Genomic DNA, 19,604 nt, shown 5'->3' on the forward strand with positions numbered 1-19,604 from the left:
CCCTGCTCGACCGGCTCACGCACCACTGCCACATCCTGGAGACCGGCAACGACAGTTTCCGGTTCAGGAGCAGCTCGGCCGAACCCAGGAACAGGGTAAGCGTGGCCACGAGGCCCGTCTTCCGGCGCGGTTGGTGGATGTGCTGGGTCGGCTTGGAGCAGGGAGCTTCGGGCCGACATTATGGTCGACATTAGTGGTGACGCGAAGGACGGCGGATATCGGCGTGTCGAGGTTCTGACCGGACCTGGCCGTCGGCGGAAGTGGTCGGACGACGACAAGGCACGGATCGTAGCGGAGACGCTGCGGCCCGGCACGGTGGTGGCCGAGGTGGCACGACGCTGGCAGGTCAGTTCGCAGCAGGTGTTCACGTGGCGGCGGGAGATGCGGCGTGCTGCGGTGGCGCCGCTGAGCTTTGTGCCGATCGTGCCGGCGCCGTCGATGCCTGTGCCCGAGCCGACAACAGTCTCGTCGGCAGGTTCCTCGCCACCGATCGAGGTGGAACTGGCGGGAGCGGTGCTGCACGTGGTGCCTGGCACAGATGTGGACCTGCTGACGATGGTGCTGCGGGCGATCCGGACATCGGCGGCATGATCGCGCCCCCGGCTGGCGCGCGGATCCTGCTGGCGACGAAGCCGGTCGACTTCCGCAAGGGCGCGCACAGCCTGGCGGCGCTGGCCGCCGAGGTGCTGGGCGCAGATCCGTTCTCCGGGGCGGTGCTGGTGTTCCGTTCGCGCCGTGCCGACCGGATCAAGATCCTCCTCTGGGACGGCGGCGGCCTGGTCCTGGTCTGGAAGCAATTGGAGGGAGGCGCGTTCCGCTGGCCGCCGGTGGTGGACGGCGTGCTGCGTCTGACGCCGGTGGAGTTCGCCGCGCTGTTCGACGGGATCGATTGGCGGCGCGTGCAAACGCTGCGGGAGATTCCCACGCCGAGCGCGCCGGCATAGAATCCGCGGCACGATGCGCGCCGCGGGAGACGACAGGCCGACACTGCCGGAGGACCCCGCAGCCCTGCGCGCGCTTCTGCTCGAGACGCTGGTCGAGGTCGACACGCTGGTCGCCGAGCGTGATGCGCTGACGGCGCAGAACGAGCGCCTCCAGCACCTGCTGCTGAAGCTGAAGCGCCGGCAGTTCGGGCAGAAATCCGAGAGGCTCCCCGAGGAGCAACTGCTGTTCGCCTTCGAGGAGATCGAGGCGACGCTGGCCGGGAACGCGGCCGAGGCCGGCAAGGCCTCTCCGGCGCTGCGCGACCAGCACAAGAAGCGCCGCCGGGCAGGCCGGGGCCGACTGCCGGCGCACCTGCCGCGCATCGAGCAGGTGCTGGCGCCCGAGGCGACGGTGTGCCCCTGCTGCCAGGGCCCGCTGGTCGAGATCGGCACCGATGCCGCCGAGCGGCTCGACGTGATCCCGGCGCGGTTCCGCGTCCTCGTCACGAAGCGGCCGAAGCTGGCCTGCCGGGCCTGCGCCGGCGTGGTGCTGCAGGCGCCCGCGCCGGCCCGCCTGATCGAGGGCGGGGTGCCGACCGAGGCAACGGTCGCCCACGTGCTGGTCTCTCGCTACGCCGACCATCTGCCCCTTTACCGCCAGGCGCAGATCCTGGCGCGGCAGGGGATCGAGATCGGCCGCGAGGTGCTGGCCGACTGGACCGGCACGGGGGCGCTGGAGATCATCCCGGTGGTCCGGCGCATGCGGGAGATCCTGCTGGCCTCCTCGCGGCTGTTCGCCGACGAGACCACGATGCCGGTCCTCGACCCTGGACGTGGCAAGACCAAGAAGGGCTATGCCTGGGCGATCGCGCGCGACGACCGGCCCTGGGGCGGGACGGACCCGCCGGCGGTGGTGTTCCACTACGCGCCGGGCCGCGGCGCCGAGCACGCGAAGGCACTGCTGGGCGGCTATCGCGGCATCCTCCAGTGCGACGGCTACGGCGCTTACAAGACGCTCGCCGCGGCGAGCGAGGGCATCACGCTGGCATTCTGCTGGTCGCACCTGCGCCGGCAGTTCATCGAGCTAGCCAAGGGCAAGACCGCGCCGATCGCCACCGAGACGCTGCAGAGGATTGCCGCCCTCTACGCGGTCGAGGCGGAACTGCGCGGCAAGCCGCCCGACATCCGCCGCGCCGTCCGCCAGGAACGAAGCCGCCCCCTTGTCGAGGACCTGTTCGCCTGGTTCTCGGCGCACCTCGCGCGGCTGCCGGGCAGCAGTCCGACGGCAGAGGCCATCCGCTACGCGCTGAACCATCGCGACGGCCTGATGCGGGTCCTCAAGGACGGTCGGATCGAGCTGGACACGAACACGGTGGAGCGCGCCATCCGACCGATCTGCCTCAGCCGCAAGAATGCGCTCTTTGCCTCCGGCGACGATGGCGGGGCCAGATGGGCGGCCGTGGCCTCGTTGGTGGAGACCTGCAAGCTCAACAGCGTCGACCCGCAGCGCTACCTCACCACAGTGCTGACGCGCCTGGTCAACGGCTGGCCCAACAGCCGCATCGACGAGCTCATGCCATGGCACTGCGCGGCCGACGAAAACAGCTGACGATCAAGCAAAGGCCGCAAGGGTCCGTAGACCTCGCTTACGGAACAGGAGGGCCAAAACACCTGCTTGACCCGCGGCCACAGCCCGCGGGACATATCCCCGCACGGGTCAGTTCTCGATGAAAACCCCGGGTCAGTTCTCAGCGAAACTCAACAAGTGTTCGTGGAGGCTGTGCGCCATCAGTCGTGAACCGGAGGCAGCGTTCCGGCCTTGGCTGAGCCGTCATTCTGGCCCTCCAGGCTGTTGCAAGAGCGTCGCGATGCCACGGGACAACGCGTCACGGGGCAGCCACGAGGGGTTCCTCAGCCGAGTGGGGACATGACCTAGCGCGTGCACGTCAACGACATCGTCGCGTAATGTATCTTATGTAAAATAGACGTCCTACTTGCCTGTTTTTCGGCTACTTTTCCTGCACTGACGCCAGCCAGTCCTCACAGCGTAGTCCCTCCACGCGGCGGAACTCGCTGAGGTTGCCTGTGACCACGACCAGCCCGCGGCTACGCGCGTGTCCCGCGATCATCAGATCGTAGGCACCAATAACCTGCCCGGCGCGCTCCAGCGCTGTGCGAATCTCTCCCGCATGCGCTGCTGCGTCCGCGTCGAAGGCCAGCACATCCAGCCGCGCCGTGAAGCGCTCCACCTCCCGCCGGTTCTCGATCGGGCGGGCCGACTTGCCCGCACCGTGCAGTAACTCCATCAGAACCACGGTCGAGATGCAGAGTGAGCCGGCCTCGGCGTTGAAGCGTGTTCGTAGGCCTTGCGGTCGATCTCGCAGAACACGGATGCAGAGATTCGTGTCCAGCAGATAGCGCAGCATCAGAAGCGCTCGCGTTCCTCGGCACGAGGCTGGTTGCGGTCCGGCAGGTCAATCCCGGGTGCACCGAAGAAGTCGTCCCAACTAGCATCCGCCGGCACGATGACCCGGCGGGTGCCGTCCCGGAGGATCGAGACTTCCCTAACACTTTCTGGAAAGGCCACGCCCTTCGGCAGACGTACGGCCTGCGTCCGGTTGCTCTGAAAGAGAGTGGTCCGGGTCATGTGAACCTCTTGGGATATACAATCCATATATCCCCGCCTTGCCAAGGCGCAAGGTTTATAAGCCCTAGACACAGGAATCACGCTGAATCAGTGTCTTGGGGTGCTCTGTTTTGATCTTCCCCCACCGTGACCCGCCGGCTCCGCTCCCACCAGCAACGCCTCGCCGGGGTGGTGGAGGCAATCGCCAACGGCGAGACGGAGGCACGCGACATCCTGGCCGCCGTAACGCCCGGCGGGGGTAAGTCGCTCCTGCCGGTCATTGCCGCCAGCTGCCTCGTCGCAGCCGGGATCGTGGAGCGGGTCTGCTGGGTGGTGCCGCGCGACAGCTTGCGCCTGCAGGCCGAGGAGGCCTTCGCCGATCCCCTCTGGCGGCGGGCGCTGGGCCACTCCCTTTCCGTACGCGCGGCCGACAACACGCCGGACCCGAGCCGTGGCCTGGCCGGCTACATCACGACCTATCAGGGCATCGCGGCCGCCCCGGACCTGCACCTGGCGGAGTTCCGACGCCGCCGCACGCTGCTGGTGGTGGACGAGGTGCACCACCTGCCGGCGCTGGCCGACATCGATCTTGTGGCCGCGGCGCAGGAGACAGAGGAGGACCAGGCGAGCGCCTGGTCCCGCGCCATCCTGCCCCTGCTGGAATGCGCCCGCGTCCGCCTGCTGCTCTCCGGCACGCTGGAGCGGGCGGACGGCAGGGGCATCCTCTGGCTGCCCTACCGCCGCGGCCCGAAGGCGCGCACGCGCGAGGTGGAGCTGGACGCCGAAGGGTGGGCGGTGGTCGGCTACTCCCGTGCCCAGGCGCTGGCCGAGCGCGCCGTGCTGCCCGTGACCTTCGGCGCGCTGGATGGCGAGGCCAGCTGGCGCGACGAGGACGGCAACGAGCTGGGCCCGCACCGCATCTCCGGCCTCTACCCCGACGAGACGACGCGCCCTGCCCTCTTCACCGCGCTGCGCACCGGCTTCGCGGAGGCGCTGCTGCGCGAAGCCTTCCTCGCGATCCGCGACCTGCGCGCGCGGCGCCGGCGGGAGCGCGGCCTGGCGCCGGGCGAGGCGGCGCGCGGCCTGGGCAAGTTGCTGGTGGTGGCGCCCGATCAGACGACGGCGCGCCACTACCTGGAGGTGGTGCGGAAGTGGGTCCCGACGGCTCAGGCCGCGGTTGTAGCGGGGCTCGCGACCTCGGACACGCCGCGCGCCCACGAGCTGCTCGCCGCCTTCCGGCTGATGCCGGAACCCTCGATCCTCGTGACAGTGGCCATGGCCTATGAGGGGCTGGACGCGCCCGAGGTGGCCGTGGTGGCGGCGCTGACCCACATCCGGTCGCGGCCCTGGCTCGAACAGATGGTGGCCCGCGCAACGCGAGTGGACCCGAATGCCGGGGGCTACGAGGCGCAGCAGGCGCTCGTCTTCCATCCCGACGACCCGCTGTTTGGCCTGTTCCGCCGCAGGATGGAGACGGAGCAGGGCACGATGGCGCGCCGGCCGAAGCCCCGCCGCGGGCAGATGGCGCTGCCGGACTGGCTGCTGGACAAGCTGCCGCCGGCGGAGAAGGAAGGCATCGTCCCGCTCTCCTCCAACGCGTTGGCGCTGCGCTACGACCGGCTGGCGCCCGGGCCAGAGCTGGCGATGCACCGGCCCGAGAACGAGGAAGCGCAGGGCGAGCTGCTGGAGGTGCCCTCAGTCGTCGAGCGGAGGCTGAGGGCACGGCTGGGGGAGATGGTGGCCGCCCAGGCGGTCGAGGACGAGGCGGGGGCGAGCGGATTGCGGGGTGGCCTGGCCGGGCCCGGCCTCTACCATCGCTACAACGCGGTCCTGAAGCGTGTGACGGGCGACAAGGCGCGGGCGCGCATGACGCTGGAGGAGCTGGAGGCCGCGATCGGCTGGATGGAGCGCAACCGGCTGGGCGACCACCTGCACCTTCTGGAGGGCGACCCGCGCTACGCCTGGTCCGCCCGAAAGCGGGGTGAGTGGAAGCCGCCCGTCGGCCGCCCCATGCGGCTGAGGCCTGAAGCACGGGCCTCCAGGAGGTAGGAGGCGCGTCTAGCCATCCTGTCCAGTGAGCCCCTGCTCCTCTGCCCAGCTGGAGAGCGGAATCACCATGCCCGCCACGAGCGGATCAGGGTGCCGCTTCATGTCCCGCACGAAGGGCGCGTCCGACACCACGACGCCCCGGGCTCCCATGGCGATGGCGAAAGCCAGGTAGAGCGTATCATAGGTCGAATGATTGGTAGCCAGGCCGATGTCGAGCGCGACGGAGTGGAGGTCCAGCCCCGTCGTCGAGGTTGGCTCCACCTGCGCCTGCAGGAGTGCCAGCCCTTCCCGTGCCTCCTCAGCTGTGAGGGCGCGCCTGCGTACCTGCAGCCAGAGGACATTTGTGGCCTCCCCCAGCCAGAAGTCAGGAAGGAGGAGCTCTTCACCTCCTGTCGCGAGCGCCTGAGCCAAGTGGCTGTCGGGCTCCTCGAGGACCTACTTCAGCCCCACGGATGCGTCCACAACCAGCGCCAAGCTCAGTCGCCCTTCGGCCTGTGGGCCAGTTGCTCGGTGCGACCTGCCCGCGACTGCTCCAAGAGCTCACTAGTCCCCGCTGAACCGCGCCCCGCCGTTCTGCGCCGGAACTCAGCCAGCCGCTCGGCCGCTTGTTCTCGGGCCGATGCAGGCCCTGGTCCCGTCAGCACGGCGCGCAGGATCTCCCGGTGTTCGGCTTCGGCAGAGCGGCCATGCTCCGCTGCACGGACCCGCAAGCGGCGGACGATCTCCTCGTCCAAGTTCCTCACTGTGAGGGCGGGCATACCTACCTTCCTTCGCCTCCAGCTTAGCTGATAGCAAAATGCCAGCAATGCAAGCAAGCCAGACCCGGTCCTGTTCGGGATGGGGCTACTGTGAGAGGGACCGGTACCTGATCGAGTCCGGGCACCCTCTTCCCCTTTCGAGGCTAGATGGCAGCGCCGATTCGCGGATCAGGGCAGCAGCCCGGGCGATTGGCAGTTCCGGAGCATGCCGGTCTCCGAGTTGTGACTTGCAGCTGAACATGTTCGAGACCGGCACCTCCGTGCGCACCTACGGATCCGCAAAGTTAGAAGTTCGGTTTTGTTCCCAACGCGGATAGGTCATGTAAGAAGGCGTTTTGCTCCTCCTTCTGCGTTGCAATTGCTGCGCTATGCTCGCTAGGGTTGCGGCACAACAGACCCAACTGCAGAAGCGAAATAGCAATTTTGGTTCTCCGCACCACCATCTCCAAGGGGCTGCAGGCCGGACCCTCGTGCGAGGTTCGGCAGCTACCACTCGGCAGGATGGCGGGTTCCCAGCTAAGTTCCCCCTCCGTCAGGGGAACGGATACTTGCGAGGGCTTCTGCAAGAGGCAGAGATCCGCGCCGGCCTGGAGGCTGGGGGGCGGATCGAGAACGTGGTCATCGTCGCGCGTCGCAGCGAGGCGGATGGGGTGGAGCACGTCCCCTACCTGCTTCCGAGCTGGCGGCGAGGCTACGTCGCTATCGGCCTCTTCCGAGGTGCCGGCGTGCGCGCCTATCGCGACCTCAACCGGCTGGTCCGCTTCATGCGCGACGAACTCGGCTTCCACGGCCCTATCTCCCTGCACGAGCCGGACTGCACGAAGCTCGCGAAGCTCCGCTCCTTCCTCGACGGCGCCGTGCCGGGCGGGCCGGTCCAGCCCAACAAGTCCCTGCCAGCCGGCGACGGGGTGGCGACGCCGGACACGCTCGACACCTAGCGAGGCGGCCCGCGGCCCGGTGGTGGCCGCGTGATCCTGGAACTGGCCGTCGTCGCGCAGCTCGCCGCCCGCTGCGCCCCCTCTGTCGCTATTGAGACGCTGGCCGCCGTCATGCGGACGGAAAGCGGCTTCAAGCCCTTCGCCCTGGGCGTGAACGGGCCGGGCGGCGGCGCGATCTTCCCCGAGACGCGCGAGGCCGCCGTGGCGCTCGCGACGGACCTCATCGAGCGCCAAGGCCGCTCCGTGGACCTGGGGCTGATGCAGGTGAACAGCGGCAACCTGCGCGCGCTGGGGCTGACGGTCGCGGAAGTCCTCGACCCCTGCACCAACCTGGCGGCCGGCGCCCGCATCCTGCGCAAGGGCTACGCCACGGCCAGCCGCGGCGAGGCGGACCCGCAGCAGGCGCTCCGCGTCGCCTTCTCCCGCTACAACACCGGTCACCCCGAGCGGGGCTTCGCCAACGGCTACGTCCGCCGCGTCCAGGGCGCGGCCGAGGTCGTGGTGCCGGCCATCCGTCTGCGCGGCGAGGCCGTCGGGGCGCCGCAGCGCCCGGCCGCCACCTCCGCCCCCGAGCTGCCCGACGACGATCCCGACGCGCCCCCGGAGTGGGACGTGTGGGCACGGGCCGCCCCTGCGAGCCGGCCGCGCTTGGTGGCCGTGCCTCGTGAGACCCCCGCGGCGTCGGGGGGCGCCGCGGGAGCCACCCCCACCGAGCCCCCGAGGACCGCAGAATGACCCTTTCTCCAAAGGCGCGGAACGTCGCCCTCTTCGCTGCCGTGGCCTGCGCCGCGCTGATCCTGCCCGACCTGGCGCACGCGCAGATCGGCGGCGGCGGCTCCGGCGTGGTCAACAGCCTGACGCAGTGGTTCATGACCAACGTGGCCCGCGGCCTGGTGATGCTCGGCATCATCGCCGTCGCCATCGGCCTCTTCGTCATGCGCTTCTCCGTCAGCGTCATCGCCTCCGTGGTGGCCGGCGGCCTGATCCTGGCCAACGCCGACACCATCGCCGGCTACTTCGGCTTCTGAGGGGCGGGCACGGCGTGGAACCCCTGACCGAAGATCCCTTGCACGTCGCGGCGACGCGGCCGGCCCTGATGTGGGGCCTGCCGCTGCCGCTGGCCCTCGCCCTGTTCGTGATCGGGGCCGAGGTGCAGGTGGTGTTCAAGGGCCTGACCGGCGTGACCTGGGCGCTCGCCCTGGTCGCCCCGGTCTGGATCGCAGCCCGGTTCCTCGTCGCCCGCGACTACAACGCGGTCGGCGTCGCGGTGCTCTGGCTCAACACCAGCGCCCGCGGCCTCGACACCGCCGATTGGGGCGGCGCCTCCGTCGCCCCACTGCCCGTAGGGAGCGCGCGGGGGCCGCGCGGCATGTCCAATGCGTAACCCCTTCCTCTCCGCCTCCGGGTGGAGCGAGCGCAGCGCCGACGACTACGTGCCTTTCGTCGGCCACGTCCGCGACGACGCCGTGCTGCGGACGGACGGGTCGGTGATGGGGATGCTGCGGCTGGTCGGCGCTCCCTTCGCTCTGGAGGACCACGCCCGGCGCAACAGCCGGCACCGCTTCCGCAACGCGGTCCTCCGCAACATCGCGGACGACACCCTGACGGTCGTGGAGACCATGGTACGGCACGACGGCGTGGCGCCGCTGCCGGCCGGGGCCTACCGATCCGCCTTCGCCGCCGATCTCGAGAACGCCTACCGCCGGGAGGTCCTGGCCGGGCGCGAGCGGGTCAACGAGTGGTTCGTGTCGGTGATCGTCACCCCGCGCGCCCCGGTGACGCGCGGTCTCAACGCCCTCCGCTCGCGCCTGGGCCGCAAGAAGGAGGCCGCCGCCACCACGGCCAGCGATGAGCTGATCCGCACCCTGGATGACCGGATGCTCGTGCTGGCCAAGGCCTATGCCGAGATGGGGCCGGTGCGGCTGGGCGTGCGCGAGGCCGGCGGGGTGATGTTCTCCGAGATTGCCGAAGCCCTGCGCCTGTTCCTGACGGCGCGCTTCCTTCCCGTGCCGATGGTCAGCGGCTCCCTCGGCGGCTCCATCTACACGGATCGGGTGATCTGCGGCCGGCGCGGCTTTGAGGTCCGCACCCCCGGCCGTCCATCCTTCGGCACCCTCATGGGGTTCAAGGAATACCCCGACCGCACCCGCCCGGGGATGCTCAACGACCTGCTCTCGGCCGACTGCCGGGTGGTGCTGACCAACTCCTTCCGCTTCCACTCCCGCGCCGCGGCGACCGGGAGCTTGGCGCGCAAGCAGGCGCAGATGGCCAATGCCGGCGACCGCGCCCTGAGCCAGATGGACGCCCTGCACGACGCCATGGACGACGTGGCCTCCAACCAGGCCACCATGGGATCGCACCACGTCTCCGTCGCCCTGCATTGCGACAGCCTGCCCGAGCTGGAGCGCCGCACCGGCGAGGTTCGCGCCGCCCTGACCAATGCCGGGGCCAGCGTCGCCGTGGAGGACCTGGGGACCGAGGCCGCCTATTGGGCGCAGCTCCCCGGCAACGCCGCTTGGCGCACCCGGCCCGGCGACATTTCCTCTCGAAACTTCGTGGGTTTCTCGTCCCTGGATGGCTACCCGCGGGGCGGCCCGTCCCCGGAGTGGGGCGCCCCGCTGCTGCGGCTGCTGACCTCGGCCAACACTGGCTTTGACCTGTCGCTCCACGTCGCCGGCCTGCCGCACATGGCCATTTTCGGCCCCTCCGGGTCGGGCAAGACCGTGTTCCTCGGCATGATGGTGGCCGCCCTGGAACGGGTGACGGGGCCGGGCGGGACCGTGGTGGTGTTCGACAAGGACAACGCCAACGAGATCCTCGTCCGCGCCATGGGCGGGCGCTACCTGACCCTGCGCGCGGGCGAGGATAGCGGCCTGGCGCCGATGCGGGCGCTGCCGAACACCCCCGACGCTCGGGTGTGGCTGCTGCGCTTCGTGGTGGGGTTGATCCGCGCCGACGACGGCCCGCAGCCCGACGCGATTGAGCTGCGCCGGCTGTCCAAGGCCATCGCCTTCCAGATGCGGATGCCGCCTGCTGCCCGCTCCATCGCCGGGCTCTGCGCCTGGCTGGTGGGCGAGGGCGCCGGCAGCGCCGGCAAGCGCCTGGAACGCTGGGGCCGGGACGGCGACCTGGGCTGGTCCTTTGACGGCGAGGCCGACGCCTTCGATCCCGATGCCGGTTTGGTGGGCGTGGATTTCTCGGCGCTGATGGAGGACGAGACGGTGCGCGGCCCGGCCGCCTCCTACCTCCTGCACCGGGTCCGCGGCGTGATCGACGGCCGGCGCTTCGTGCTCGCAGCCGATGAGTTCTGGGCCTACCTGCCCGATGAGCGGTTCGCCCGCGCCTTTGAGGACTTCGCGCTGACGCTCCGCAAGGGCAACGGCGCCCTGGTGATCGCAACGCAGCAGCCGCAGCAGGTGCTCCGCCATCCCATCGGCGCCACCCTGGTCAGCAACATGCCGACCAAGGTTCTTTTTCCCAACCAGTCGGCCAGCCGGTCCGCCTACTGCGACGTGGGAGACGGCTACGAGAGCCTGCATTGCACGCCGGGCGAGTATCGCGCCGTCACCGAGGACATGGCCGCCGGGGCGCGATCCATGCTGGTCAAGCGCGACGCCGGCTCCGTGGTCTGCCGGGTGGAGCTGCCTCCGGCCATGGCGCCGCACCTAGCGGTGTTGAGCGGCAAGGTCGGCACCGTCCGCCTGCTGCGGAAGATCCGGCGCGAGCTGGGGACCGATGAGCCGTCGGCGCTCCTGCCCGAGTTCCACCGCCGCCTGCCGGAAGCGGCAACCTGATGAGGACATGGAGCATGAAGCGGACGCTTTTGGCGGGGGCCGCGGCCCTCGCCCTGGCCGTGGCGGCGCCTGGCGCTGCGCGGGCACAAATCCCGGTGACGGACGCCCTCGCGAACGCGCAGGCGCAGATTACCAACTCCCAGCTCGTGCAGCAGGTCGCGCAGGCCGTGGCCACCGTGCGCCAGCTTGAGCAGCAGTATCAGCAGCTCCAGGCCACCTATAACGTGCTCGCCCACACCACCAGCGTCTCGGGCCTGGCAAACCGCCTGGGCGGCGTCGCGAACGGCTACGGTGCCAGCCAGATCGGCGGCGCCATGACGGGCGTGGGGAGCTTGGCCGGCGCTGCCGATCAGGTGGCCAACATGCGCTTCTTCTCGTCGTCGGGAACGGACTTCTCCGCGACCGAGCAGACGCGGCGGGCGCAGCGCCTGGGCAACGTCCAGGCCGCGGCCATGCAGGGGATGCAGCAGTCGGAGCAGCGCATCGCCGGCCTGCGCGAGCTGATGGGCGAGATTGACGGGCAGCCCGACGTGCAGGCGTCGGCCGCCCTGAACAACCGCATCCAGGCCGAGCACGCGCTTCTGTCGGCGCAGCAGCAGCAGCTCGCGCAGTTGCAGCTCATGGCGGCCACCCAGCAGCAGGGCGACACCCTGCGCGCGGAGGAAGCCGCCCGGCAGAGCGCGGAGCAATACCGCGATAGCTTCCAGCCGTTGGGGGACAACTGATGCGCGGTGCGGTGCTCGTGCTCGCCCTGGTGGCCGTGGGCACCGCGCCCGTTCTCGCGCAGCGGTCGCGCGAGAACCGCGACGTGCCCTGGTTCCAGGCGCATCCGCAAATCCTCGATGAGACCTTGCGACGCTGCCAGCGCGACGCCCGCCTGGCCGCGAGCTGGGAGTGCCAGAACGCGGAAGCCGCGGGCGCCTCGCGCATGGGCCGCCCGCTGCCCAACACCCTGCCGCGTGCCGGCCAGGGACGCCAGGCGCCGCCCGTGGACAGCAGCGGCCTACCGGAGCCGGACTACAACCCGCGCACCAACCCGTTCGGCTTTCAGTCCCTAAAGCGGGCTTGTCAGGAACGTGGGCCGGGAAGCTCGATGTTCCTTCCCTACTGCTACCAGCTCGATCGCTACCCGGAGGAACGCGACCGTGGCCGGTGAGTTCTTCCAGAACGTCTCTCTAGCCTTCGATGGCAATCTAGTTTCCGCCGTCAACAACGTCATTAACAACGGCCTCACCTGGGCACGTCCCCAGGTGCGGGCCGCTGCCACGCTGTTCATCCTCATTTCCGGTTGGCTCGTGCTGACCGGCCGGATGGACAAGAGCGTGCTGGCCGGGCGCGTGCTGCGGATCATGGCCGTGGCCGCCTTGCTCACATCGGCGGGCACGTTCAACACCTACGTCCGCGACTTGTTCCTGACCGACATTCCTTCCACGGTCGGAAGTGCCCTCACGGGCGGAACCACCTACGCCCCGGCCGCGCAGTTCGATGCGCTGTGGGGTGCCACGCAGCGCATCGCCGCCACCATGCTCGCGGAAGCGACGGGCTGGACGCAGTTCGGTGAGCGCCTGGTGATCCGCGCGCTGATGGTGATTTCCTTCGTCGCCCTGGTCGTGATCTTCCTTATGTGGATCGTGGCCCGCGTGGTCATGGGCTTCGTGATTGCCCTCGGGCCGTTCCTGATCGGCCTTGCCCTGTTCGACGCGACGCGTCCCTTCGTGGATCGCTGGGTGGGCAAGCTCGTCTCGCTGACGCTCGTGCAGCTCTCCGTCAGTGTCATGCTGCAAATGCTGATGACGGGTTTCAACAACTACGTCCGCGTCGCGCAGTCCAATTCCGGCGGTAGCCTGGATGAGAAGATGGGCGCGCTGCTGCAAGTCGCCGCCTGGTATTGGTGTGGCCTGCTACTGATCGGCGCGCTGACGGGCGTGGCCTACTCCATCGGCGGCGGCCTGGCCGGCTCCTTCGCCCCGCACACGCAAGCCCTGGGCGAAGCCATCGACCGCGGCATGGCGTCGATGCAGCGCCGCTCCGACAAGAAGGCCGCCGCCGCCTCCCAGGGCCGGCAGGAAGCCTATCAGAGCCGAACGGCCACCGCCGCCGAGGCGACAGCCGCCAACACCGTGCCGAAGGGCTGATCCCGTGCGCGCCTCCTGCCCCCTCCTCCGTCACCGTGGAGCCCCGATGAAGCCCGCGCTGCTGCTCTCCCTGCTGGCCCTGGCCGCCTGTGCCAGCGCCTCCGAACCGCCGGCCTGCAAGGGCGAGGTGTTCCAGCTCAATCCGACCCGGATGCTCCCGCCGGCCACCCTCGCCGCCGCGGCCCCCGTGGTCGCCCCGGCCAGGAGTGTCGTGCGTTGAACGCCATCCTCCCGCCCGGCCAGCCGGTGCCGCCCAACGCCTCGCCCGCGGGTGGCCCCTCCGATGGCGATATGGCCGCCGCCGTGGTGATCCCACGGGGCGAGCTGAACCGCCTCTACGCCGAGACGCGGGCCCGCCAGCTCCGCGACGCCCGCTGCGCCAAGCGCATCAGCATGGGAAAGACCTGGGCCATCGTCGGCCTGCTGGGCGTGGTCGGGATGCAGGCCCTCGCCGCCCTCCAGCTCTTTCCCCTGGTGCGCGTGGTGCCCGTGGTGGCCATCCCGCAGCCGGACGGCAGCATGGCCACCGTGGTCCACGGCGACGCCCTGCCGGCCGGCGTGCAGGAGCGCGCCGTGCGCGCCACCCTGTTCCAGTATGTCCGCCTGCGCGAAGGCTGGTCCTCCGGCGAGGCCGGCTACGCCTATGACGTGGTGAGCCGCATGTCGGCGCCCGCTGTTCGCACCGCTTTTCAGGAGTGGTTCAACCTCGACAAGCCGCCCGGCCCGCAGGCCGTGTGGGGGACGCGGGCGACCGTCACCGTGGAGCAGATCAGCGGCGCCCTGCTGCCGAACGACACCGCGCAGGCCGACGAGATTTACCAGCTCCGCTTCCGCCGCACCGAGCGCGCTGCCGGCCGCCCGCCGGTCGTGTCCACCTGGGTCACGACACTGCGCTACCGCGCCGGCCAGAACATCGCCTTCACCGACGGCACCACGATCAACCCGCTGGGCGTGCTCGTGACCGAATACCGCCCGCCCGAGCGTGAGGGCGTGCCGACGCTGGGAGAGGCCCGATGAACCGCCCCCGTTCCGTCCTGCGGCTGCTTCTGGCCCCCTCCGTCGCCCTGCCGCTGGCCTGGGGTGCCCCGGCCACGGCGGGCGAAGCCCCGGCCCCGGCCGGCGCCGATCCCCGCGTGCGGGTGATCGCCTACAACCCGCAACAGGTGGTCAAGCTCTATGCCGTCCCCGGCGCCACCCTGACCATCCAGCTCGCGCCCGGTGAGACGGTCGCCGGCCTGCCAGTGTCGGATCAATCCCTGTTGGACACGCCCGAGCCCGCCGGCCCCGGTAACGGCCCGATTGCCCTGGCCGGCGGCCCCGTCACTCCCTCCGAGCGGGCCGGCGCCGGCCGCGGTGCCTCGACGGATCGGAACCTCTTCACCGCTGTCCGCGGCAACTTCGTGATGCTCAAGCCCCTGCGCGACCTGGCGCCGCAGCCCTTGTTCATCATCGGCCGCAGCACCGACCCCACCACGGGCAAGGAGGTGATGCGCGCCTATACCTTCGAGCTGTCCACGCGAGAGGGGCCACTGACCGCGGACGCCCCGGATACCTACTACCTCGTGCGCTTCACCTACCCCGCTGAGGAACGCGCCGCCGCGGCGGCTGCGGCGGCAGCTCGTCGGCAGGCGGCCAACGCCGCGGCCGAGACGCGCCGCCGCGAGCTGGCCGACCGGCAGGCGCGTGAGCGCCTAGTGCTGGCCAGCACGAACGCCGCCACGCCCGGCGTCCTGAACTGGAACTACGACGGCCAGGGCGACCGTGACCTGGCCCCGGCCGAGGTGTGGGACGACGGGCAATCCACCTTCCTGCGCTTCCCCGGCAATCGTCGCGTGCCGGCCATCTTCTCCGTCCTCGCGGACGGACGCGAGGCGGCCGTGAACTACTCGGCCAACACCTCGGGCCTCATCACCATCCACCAGACCAACGGCACCTTCCGCCTGCGGGACGGCGGCCTGGTGCTGTGCATCCTCAACCGGGCCTTCGATGCCACCGGGCGCAACCCCGGCACCGGCACCACCAGCCCCGATGTGGTGCGGGAGATCAGACAGTGAGCGACGCAACGGCCACCAGGGGCGCCGCCGCCTCCAATGATCCTGTCTCGCCCGTGGCCGGCGGCCGGCGCCTGCTGACCGGCCGGGAGAAGGTGCTGATCGGCGTCGGCATCTTCGCGGCCTGCGGCCTGGTCGCGATGTGGCCCTCGTCCAAGCCGGCCCCGGAGCGCGAGCGCGAGCAGCCGGTCGCAGAGGCCGGGCGCTCCATGCCCTACCGGCCGATGCCCGAGCCGGCCGCCCCGCCGTCCCCGGCCCCGGCCGTCACGGCCGCGGCGCTGCCCACCCCGCCGACCCCGGCGGCCATGGGGATGCCGATGCCGATGCCGGGCGCCGGCAGCGCCGTAGCCTTCGGCGGCGGGGGCGGGCGCCAGCTCCCCAACCCCACCCCGATCATGAGCTACGAGGACCGTGCCGCCCCGCAGGCCGCGCAGCTCGTGCAGGACGGGCCGGCCGGCCCCCGCGCTGCCCGGGCCGGGGCGCCTGCTACAGTCCCCGGCGGCCTGGCCGGGGGCGCCAATGAGCCCGACGACGCGCTCTCTTCGCGCCTGCGCCCGTCCCGCATGGCCGCGGCCCGCGCAACCGTGCTGCGGAATCCTGAACTGACGGTGCCGATGGGCACGCGCATCCCCTGCATTCCCGAGATGCCGATAGACTCCACGGTTGCCGGCTTCTTCTCCTGCATCACTCCCGTGGACGTGCGCGGCTCCACCGGAACCGTCGTGCTGATGGAGCGTGGCACCCGCATCGTGGGCGAGGTCCGTTCCGGCCTGGCCCGCGGCTCGCGTCGCCTGTTCGTGGTGATGACCCAAGCCCTCACGCCTGGCGGCGTGCAGATGGAGCTGAACAGCCCCGGCGCCGACGTGATGGGCCAGGCCGGGCTGGATGGCGAGGTCGATAGCCACTTCTTCGAGCGGTTCCGCGGCGCCATGCTGCTCGCCTTCCTCGACACCGGCCTACAGGCCGCGGCCACCGTCGCCAGCAACTCGCTGAACAACGGCACGGGCGTCACCTTCAACCAGTTCCAGTCGGGCGGGCAGCGCGCCACCAGCCAAGCGCTGGAATCCGACATCAACATTCCCTCCACCCTGCGCCGAAACCAGGGGGAGCCCATGACGGTGTTCGTGGCGAGAAATCTGGACTTCTCGGACGTATATCGGTTGGTGAGCCGGTGAGGGGCGCGGCGGTGCAGCTCGCCCTTCACCTCGCCGCTGCGGCGCCGGCCGGGAGTTGGGGAACGGCAGGGCAGGCGTGCCGCCTGCCCGGTCCCTCCCCGGAGGACGCGCCCACCATCCACGATCCGGCGCAGCTCCTGTTCGCCTTCGCGCGGGAGGCAGGCCGATGATGCACGCCGCGGCACAACTGGATTTCGCCCTCGCCCCCGTGGCCGGCGCCCTGGCCGATCCGCGCACCGAGGAGCTGTGCATCAACCACCCCGGCGAGTTCTGGCTACGCCAGGGCGGGCGCTTCGAGCGGCACGCCGCCCCCGAGCTGGACTTCGACATGCTGGAAGGCGTCGCCATCCTGGCCGGCGCCCTGCGGAACCAGAACGTCGGCGCCGAGCACCCGCTGTGCTCCACCGACCTGCCGACCGGCCACCGCCTGCAAGTCGTGCTGCCGCCCGCCGTGCCGCCCGGCACGGTCTCGCTGACCTTCCGCCGGCCGAGCGATTCCGTGGCCGCCCTGTCTGACCTGGCCGGGCGCTACGACACCTCCCGCTGGAACCGCTGGGACAAGCGCCGGGAACAGCGCCAGGCGGACAGCGCCGGGCTGCTGGAGCTGTTCGACGCGGGCGACGCCGTGGCCTTCTTCGGCGGCCTAGTGCGGGCGCGCCGCAACATCCTGTTCTGCGGCGCCACGGGCGGCGGCAAGACGACGCTGAGCAAGACCCTCACCTCCGAGATCCCGCGCACCGAACGCATCCTCACAATTGAGGACGCGCTTGAGTTGGTCGTGCCACACGGCAACTCTGTCCGCCTGCTCTACTCCAAGGGTGGGCTGACCATGGGCGGCGTCACCGCCGACGCCCTGCTGCAAGCCACCCTACGGATGCGCCCCGACCGCGTGCTGCTGCAGGAACTGCGCGACGACGCGGCCTGGGTGTACCTGAACGAGGTGATGACCGGGCACCCCGGTAGCCTCACCACGATTCACGGCGCCGACGCGCCGCAGGCCATGCGCCGGCTGTTCAACCTGGTGAAGGGCACCCCGCAGGGCGCCACCTACGGCGACGACACCCTGGCCGCGATGATCGGCAGCGCCGTGGACGCCATCGTGCCCCTGCACAATGACGCCGGCACCTACTCCATACGCGAGGTCTGGTTCGCCGATGACGCCGCCCGCCGCGGCGAGGTCGCCGCCGATCTGCTCCGCGCCGCCTAACGCTGGACCGTCTTGGGAGGGCCCTGCATAGGGCTGGAAGAGAGATATACGATGGGCGCTGTACGTCTTGCGTCTAGCCGTCCAGCATCAGGTCGCCGGAGGCCGGGGCGATGAGCGAACGTCGCCGCCTCCCCTCCCCCGGTCGCTTAGTGGCCTGGGGCCTGCTGCTGGCCATCCTCGCCCTGCTCTGGACCGCTGCGGCCTCGGCCGTGTTCCTGTGGGGCACCGGCCTGGTCCGCTACTTCCCGTTCCAGGGGACCGCCTGGATCGGCAAGTGGTGGAGCTACGCCCTGTTCGCGTCGCCCCACCCCATCGTCGGCCGATGGCTGATGTTCGGGGCCGGGGCGCCCACCGTGTTCCTCGGCCTGGTGATCTACCGCCTGGTGCAGCTTCGCGGCGGGCGCGTCACCCGCCCCGGCGAGGTCGTCCGCGGCAGCACCGACAACCACGGGCACGCCGAGTGGATGAGCATGAAGGAGGCCCGTGACCGCTTCCCTGGCCCGCACCCCGACTTCGGGGGCGTGGTCGTGGGCGAGGCTTACCGGGTGGATCAGGACAAGGTGGCCAGGCTCGCCTTTGACCCGGAGCGGCGGGAGACCTGGGGCCAGGGCGGCAAGGCCGCGCTGCTGGTGGACCCCTGCAAGATCGGCCCGACCCATAGCCTGGTGTTCGCCGGCTCCGGCGGCTTCAAGACCGTCTCGGCCGCCTCTACCCTGGTCCACTGGACCGGCGCCGCCGTCGTGCTCGATCCCTCGCGCGAGCTGGGGCCGATGCTGTCCGCGGCCCGCGCCGCCATGGGGCACAAGGTCGTCTCCCTGGAACCCGGCACGCCGGGCGGGATCAACGTCCTCGACTGGATCGACGTGACCCACCCCCTCGCGGAAACCAACGTCCACGCCGTCGTGGGCTGGATCTTCGGAGAGGCGGAAGGCGGCAGCTCCGACGCTGATAAGTTCTTCCGCAACTGGGGCAAGCAGCTCGTCGCTTGCCTGCTGGCGCATATGCTGTGGGACGACACCATGCCCGCGGAGGCCAAGACCCTCCGCACGCTCCGCGCCGGCATCGTCACCCCCGAGGACCAGATGCGCGACGTGCTGGAAGGCATCCACGCCGGGTCGAACAGCCCCATGGCGCGCGACATTGCCGGCACTATCAAGAAGATCGTCCCCGAGACCTTCTCGGGCATCTACGGCAATGCCACCGGCGACACCGCCTGGCTCTCCGTCGCCGCCTACGCCGATCTGGTGTCGGGCGGTACCGAGGGCGCGGAACCCTCCTGCGGCACCGCCGAGCTGACAGAGGGCAAGCTGACGGTGTTCCTGCAAATCCCGCTCAAGGTGCTGCGCGACACCCCCGCCGTCGGGCGCGTGCTCGTCGGCGCGTTGCTGAACGCGCTCTACGAGGCGGACGGCGCCGTGCAGGGCCGGGTGCTGTTCATGCTCGATGAGGTCCGCCGCCTGGGGCCAATGAAGATCCTGGAGGTCGCCCGCGACGCCGGCCGGAAATACGGGATTACCTTGCAACTGCTCTACCAGGCCGAGGATCAGCTCGTGGAACAGTGGGGCCGGCAGGGCCGCAACGCCTGGTTCGATAGCGTGAGCTGGCGGATGTATGCCGCCGTCCAGAACACCGACACCGCGAAGTCGGTATCGGACGCGGCCGGCGGGCACTCGGTCCTGGCCGAGAGCGAGGGCAGCAACGCCGGCAGTCAGGGCAAGGCCCTGGAAGTCGGCTCACGCTCCAAGGGCACCAGCATGAACCGGCACGAGATGGCCCGCGCCCTGATCCGGCCGGATGAGCTGATGCAGGACGTGCGCGGCGATGAGGCGTTCGTGTTCGCCCGTGGCTCCAAGCCGCTGCGCTGCGGACGCGCGATCTACTTCCGCCGCGCCGAGCTGCGCGCGGTGATCGAGGCCAGCCGCTTCCATAAACAAGCGGCGGAGTAGGA

General features: G+C 70.4%; 24 protein-coding genes. 20 read left to right on the forward strand and 4 right to left on the reverse strand.

Annotated elements, in window-relative coordinates:
• From FHS87_RS23940 to tnpC, 4 genes are all read left to right on the forward strand, one after another.
• On the forward strand, window positions 1-194 hold a 194-nt coding region (locus tag FHS87_RS23940; protein ID WP_246418559.1), incomplete at its 5' end, for an ATP-binding protein.
• Window positions 181-591, forward strand: coding sequence for an IS66-like element accessory protein TnpA (tnpA, locus tag FHS87_RS20020; RefSeq protein WP_073140531.1), 411 nt, complete (start codon window positions 181-183; stop codon window positions 589-591). The genes FHS87_RS23940 and tnpA, both read left to right, overlap by 14 nt.
• Complete coding sequence (tnpB, locus tag FHS87_RS20025; protein ID WP_073140533.1) at window positions 588-944, forward strand: IS66 family insertion sequence element accessory protein TnpB; 357 nt, start codon at window positions 588-590, stop codon at window positions 942-944. The genes tnpA and tnpB overlap by 4 nt, the downstream gene beginning before the upstream one ends.
• Window positions 945-957: 13 nt before the next feature.
• Window positions 958-2,532 carry an IS66 family transposase gene (gene tnpC, locus FHS87_RS20030; RefSeq protein ID WP_073140535.1) on the forward strand — a complete coding sequence of 525 codons (1,575 nt, stop codon included), beginning with the start codon at window positions 958-960 and terminating at the stop codon, window positions 2,530-2,532.
• A gap of 400 nt (window positions 2,533-2,932) precedes the next feature.
• Here the strand turns inward: tnpC and vapC are convergent, their stop codons facing one another.
• Window positions 2,933-3,349, reverse strand: a complete 417-nt coding sequence (gene vapC / locus FHS87_RS20035; RefSeq protein ID WP_073140686.1) for a type II toxin-antitoxin system tRNA(fMet)-specific endonuclease VapC — start codon at window positions 3,347-3,349, stop codon at window positions 2,933-2,935.
• Window positions 3,349-3,570 carry a type II toxin-antitoxin system VapB family antitoxin gene (gene vapB, locus FHS87_RS20040; RefSeq protein WP_073140683.1) on the reverse strand — a complete coding sequence of 74 codons (222 nt, stop codon included), beginning with the start codon at window positions 3,568-3,570 and terminating at the stop codon, window positions 3,349-3,351. Before vapB ends, vapC begins: the two co-directional genes overlap by 1 nt.
• Window positions 3,571-3,696: 126 nt before the next feature.
• Between vapB and FHS87_RS20045 the strand changes: the two genes are divergently transcribed.
• Window positions 3,697-5,598: a DEAD/DEAH box helicase gene (locus tag FHS87_RS20045; protein ID WP_184521128.1), complete on the forward strand. Its 1,902-nt coding sequence runs from the start codon at window positions 3,697-3,699 to the stop codon at window positions 5,596-5,598.
• Window positions 5,599-5,607: 9 nt separating this feature from the next.
• On the opposite strand, the gene FHS87_RS20050 is transcribed toward FHS87_RS20045, so the two are convergent.
• Together FHS87_RS20050 and FHS87_RS24675 are read right to left on the reverse strand one after the other, a co-directional pair.
• On the reverse strand, window positions 5,608-6,009 hold the full coding sequence (locus tag FHS87_RS20050; RefSeq protein ID WP_184521129.1) for a type II toxin-antitoxin system VapC family toxin: 402 nt from the start codon (window positions 6,007-6,009) through the stop codon (window positions 5,608-5,610).
• A gap of 65 nt (window positions 6,010-6,074) precedes the next feature.
• A complete protein-coding gene (locus FHS87_RS24675) occupies window positions 6,075-6,356 on the reverse strand; it encodes a FitA-like ribbon-helix-helix domain-containing protein (protein ID WP_073140675.1) in 282 nt (93 codons plus the stop codon).
• A gap of 548 nt (window positions 6,357-6,904) precedes the next feature.
• Between FHS87_RS24675 and FHS87_RS20055 the strand changes: the two genes are divergently transcribed.
• The 15 genes from FHS87_RS20055 (at window position 6,905) to FHS87_RS20125 (ending at window position 19,602) form a co-directional block, all read left to right on the forward strand.
• A complete protein-coding gene (locus FHS87_RS20055; RefSeq protein WP_073140672.1) occupies window positions 6,905-7,294 on the forward strand; it encodes a hypothetical protein in 390 nt (129 codons plus the stop codon).
• A 30-nt stretch (window positions 7,295-7,324) separates the two neighbouring features.
• Window positions 7,325-8,029 (forward strand): lytic transglycosylase domain-containing protein, encoded by a 705-nt coding sequence (locus FHS87_RS20060; protein WP_075822074.1) that lies wholly within the window; start codon window positions 7,325-7,327, stop codon window positions 8,027-8,029.
• A complete protein-coding gene (locus tag FHS87_RS20065) occupies window positions 8,026-8,322 on the forward strand; it encodes a TrbC/VirB2 family protein (RefSeq protein WP_075822075.1) in 297 nt (98 codons plus the stop codon). Before FHS87_RS20060 ends, FHS87_RS20065 begins: the two co-directional genes overlap by 4 nt.
• Window positions 8,323-8,336: 14 nt before the next feature.
• Entirely contained in the window at window positions 8,337-8,678 is a 342-nt protein-coding gene (locus FHS87_RS20070; RefSeq protein ID WP_075822076.1) for a type IV secretion system protein VirB3, read from the forward strand.
• On the forward strand, window positions 8,671-11,088 hold the full coding sequence (locus FHS87_RS20075; RefSeq protein WP_075822077.1) for a VirB4 family type IV secretion/conjugal transfer ATPase: 2,418 nt from the start codon (window positions 8,671-8,673) through the stop codon (window positions 11,086-11,088). The genes FHS87_RS20070 and FHS87_RS20075 overlap by 8 nt, the downstream gene beginning before the upstream one ends.
• A gap of 14 nt (window positions 11,089-11,102) precedes the next feature.
• Complete coding sequence (locus FHS87_RS20080; RefSeq protein ID WP_184521130.1) at window positions 11,103-11,813, forward strand: type IV secretion system protein; 711 nt, start codon at window positions 11,103-11,105, stop codon at window positions 11,811-11,813.
• Entirely contained in the window at window positions 11,813-12,244 is a 432-nt protein-coding gene (locus tag FHS87_RS20085) for a hypothetical protein (protein WP_073140636.1), read from the forward strand. The genes FHS87_RS20080 and FHS87_RS20085 overlap by 1 nt, the downstream gene beginning before the upstream one ends.
• Window positions 12,234-13,223 (forward strand): type IV secretion system protein, encoded by a 990-nt coding sequence (locus tag FHS87_RS20090; RefSeq protein ID WP_073140639.1) that lies wholly within the window; start codon window positions 12,234-12,236, stop codon window positions 13,221-13,223. The genes FHS87_RS20085 and FHS87_RS20090 overlap by 11 nt, the downstream gene beginning before the upstream one ends.
• A 46-nt stretch (window positions 13,224-13,269) precedes the next feature.
• Window positions 13,270-13,443, forward strand: coding sequence for a type IV secretion system protein VirB7 (locus FHS87_RS20095; RefSeq protein WP_139281460.1), 174 nt, complete (start codon window positions 13,270-13,272; stop codon window positions 13,441-13,443).
• On the forward strand, window positions 13,440-14,240 hold the full coding sequence (locus FHS87_RS20100; protein WP_184521131.1) for a VirB8/TrbF family protein: 801 nt from the start codon (window positions 13,440-13,442) through the stop codon (window positions 14,238-14,240). Before FHS87_RS20095 ends, FHS87_RS20100 begins: the two co-directional genes overlap by 4 nt.
• Window positions 14,237-15,277 carry a TrbG/VirB9 family P-type conjugative transfer protein gene (locus tag FHS87_RS20105; RefSeq protein ID WP_184521132.1) on the forward strand — a complete coding sequence of 347 codons (1,041 nt, stop codon included), beginning with the start codon at window positions 14,237-14,239 and terminating at the stop codon, window positions 15,275-15,277. The genes FHS87_RS20100 and FHS87_RS20105 overlap by 4 nt, the downstream gene beginning before the upstream one ends.
• Window positions 15,274-16,449: a TrbI/VirB10 family protein gene (locus FHS87_RS24520; RefSeq protein WP_184521133.1), complete on the forward strand. Its 1,176-nt coding sequence runs from the start codon at window positions 15,274-15,276 to the stop codon at window positions 16,447-16,449. Before FHS87_RS20105 ends, FHS87_RS24520 begins: the two co-directional genes overlap by 4 nt.
• Before the next feature lie 11 nt (window positions 16,450-16,460).
• A complete protein-coding gene (locus FHS87_RS20115; RefSeq protein WP_184521134.1) occupies window positions 16,461-16,619 on the forward strand; it encodes a hypothetical protein in 159 nt (52 codons plus the stop codon).
• On the forward strand, window positions 16,616-17,656 hold the full coding sequence (gene virB11, locus FHS87_RS20120; protein WP_216348644.1) for a P-type DNA transfer ATPase VirB11: 1,041 nt from the start codon (window positions 16,616-16,618) through the stop codon (window positions 17,654-17,656). Before FHS87_RS20115 ends, virB11 begins: the two co-directional genes overlap by 4 nt.
• Before the next feature lie 149 nt (window positions 17,657-17,805).
• Window positions 17,806-19,602, forward strand: a complete 1,797-nt coding sequence (locus FHS87_RS20125; RefSeq protein WP_312862058.1) for a type IV secretory system conjugative DNA transfer family protein — start codon at window positions 17,806-17,808, stop codon at window positions 19,600-19,602.
• Window positions 19,603-19,604 lie beyond the last annotated feature (2 nt).

It is taken from the genome of Muricoccus pecuniae (assembly GCF_014199205.1).
Lineage (GTDB): Bacteria > Pseudomonadota > Alphaproteobacteria > Acetobacterales > Acetobacteraceae > Roseomonas > Roseomonas pecuniae.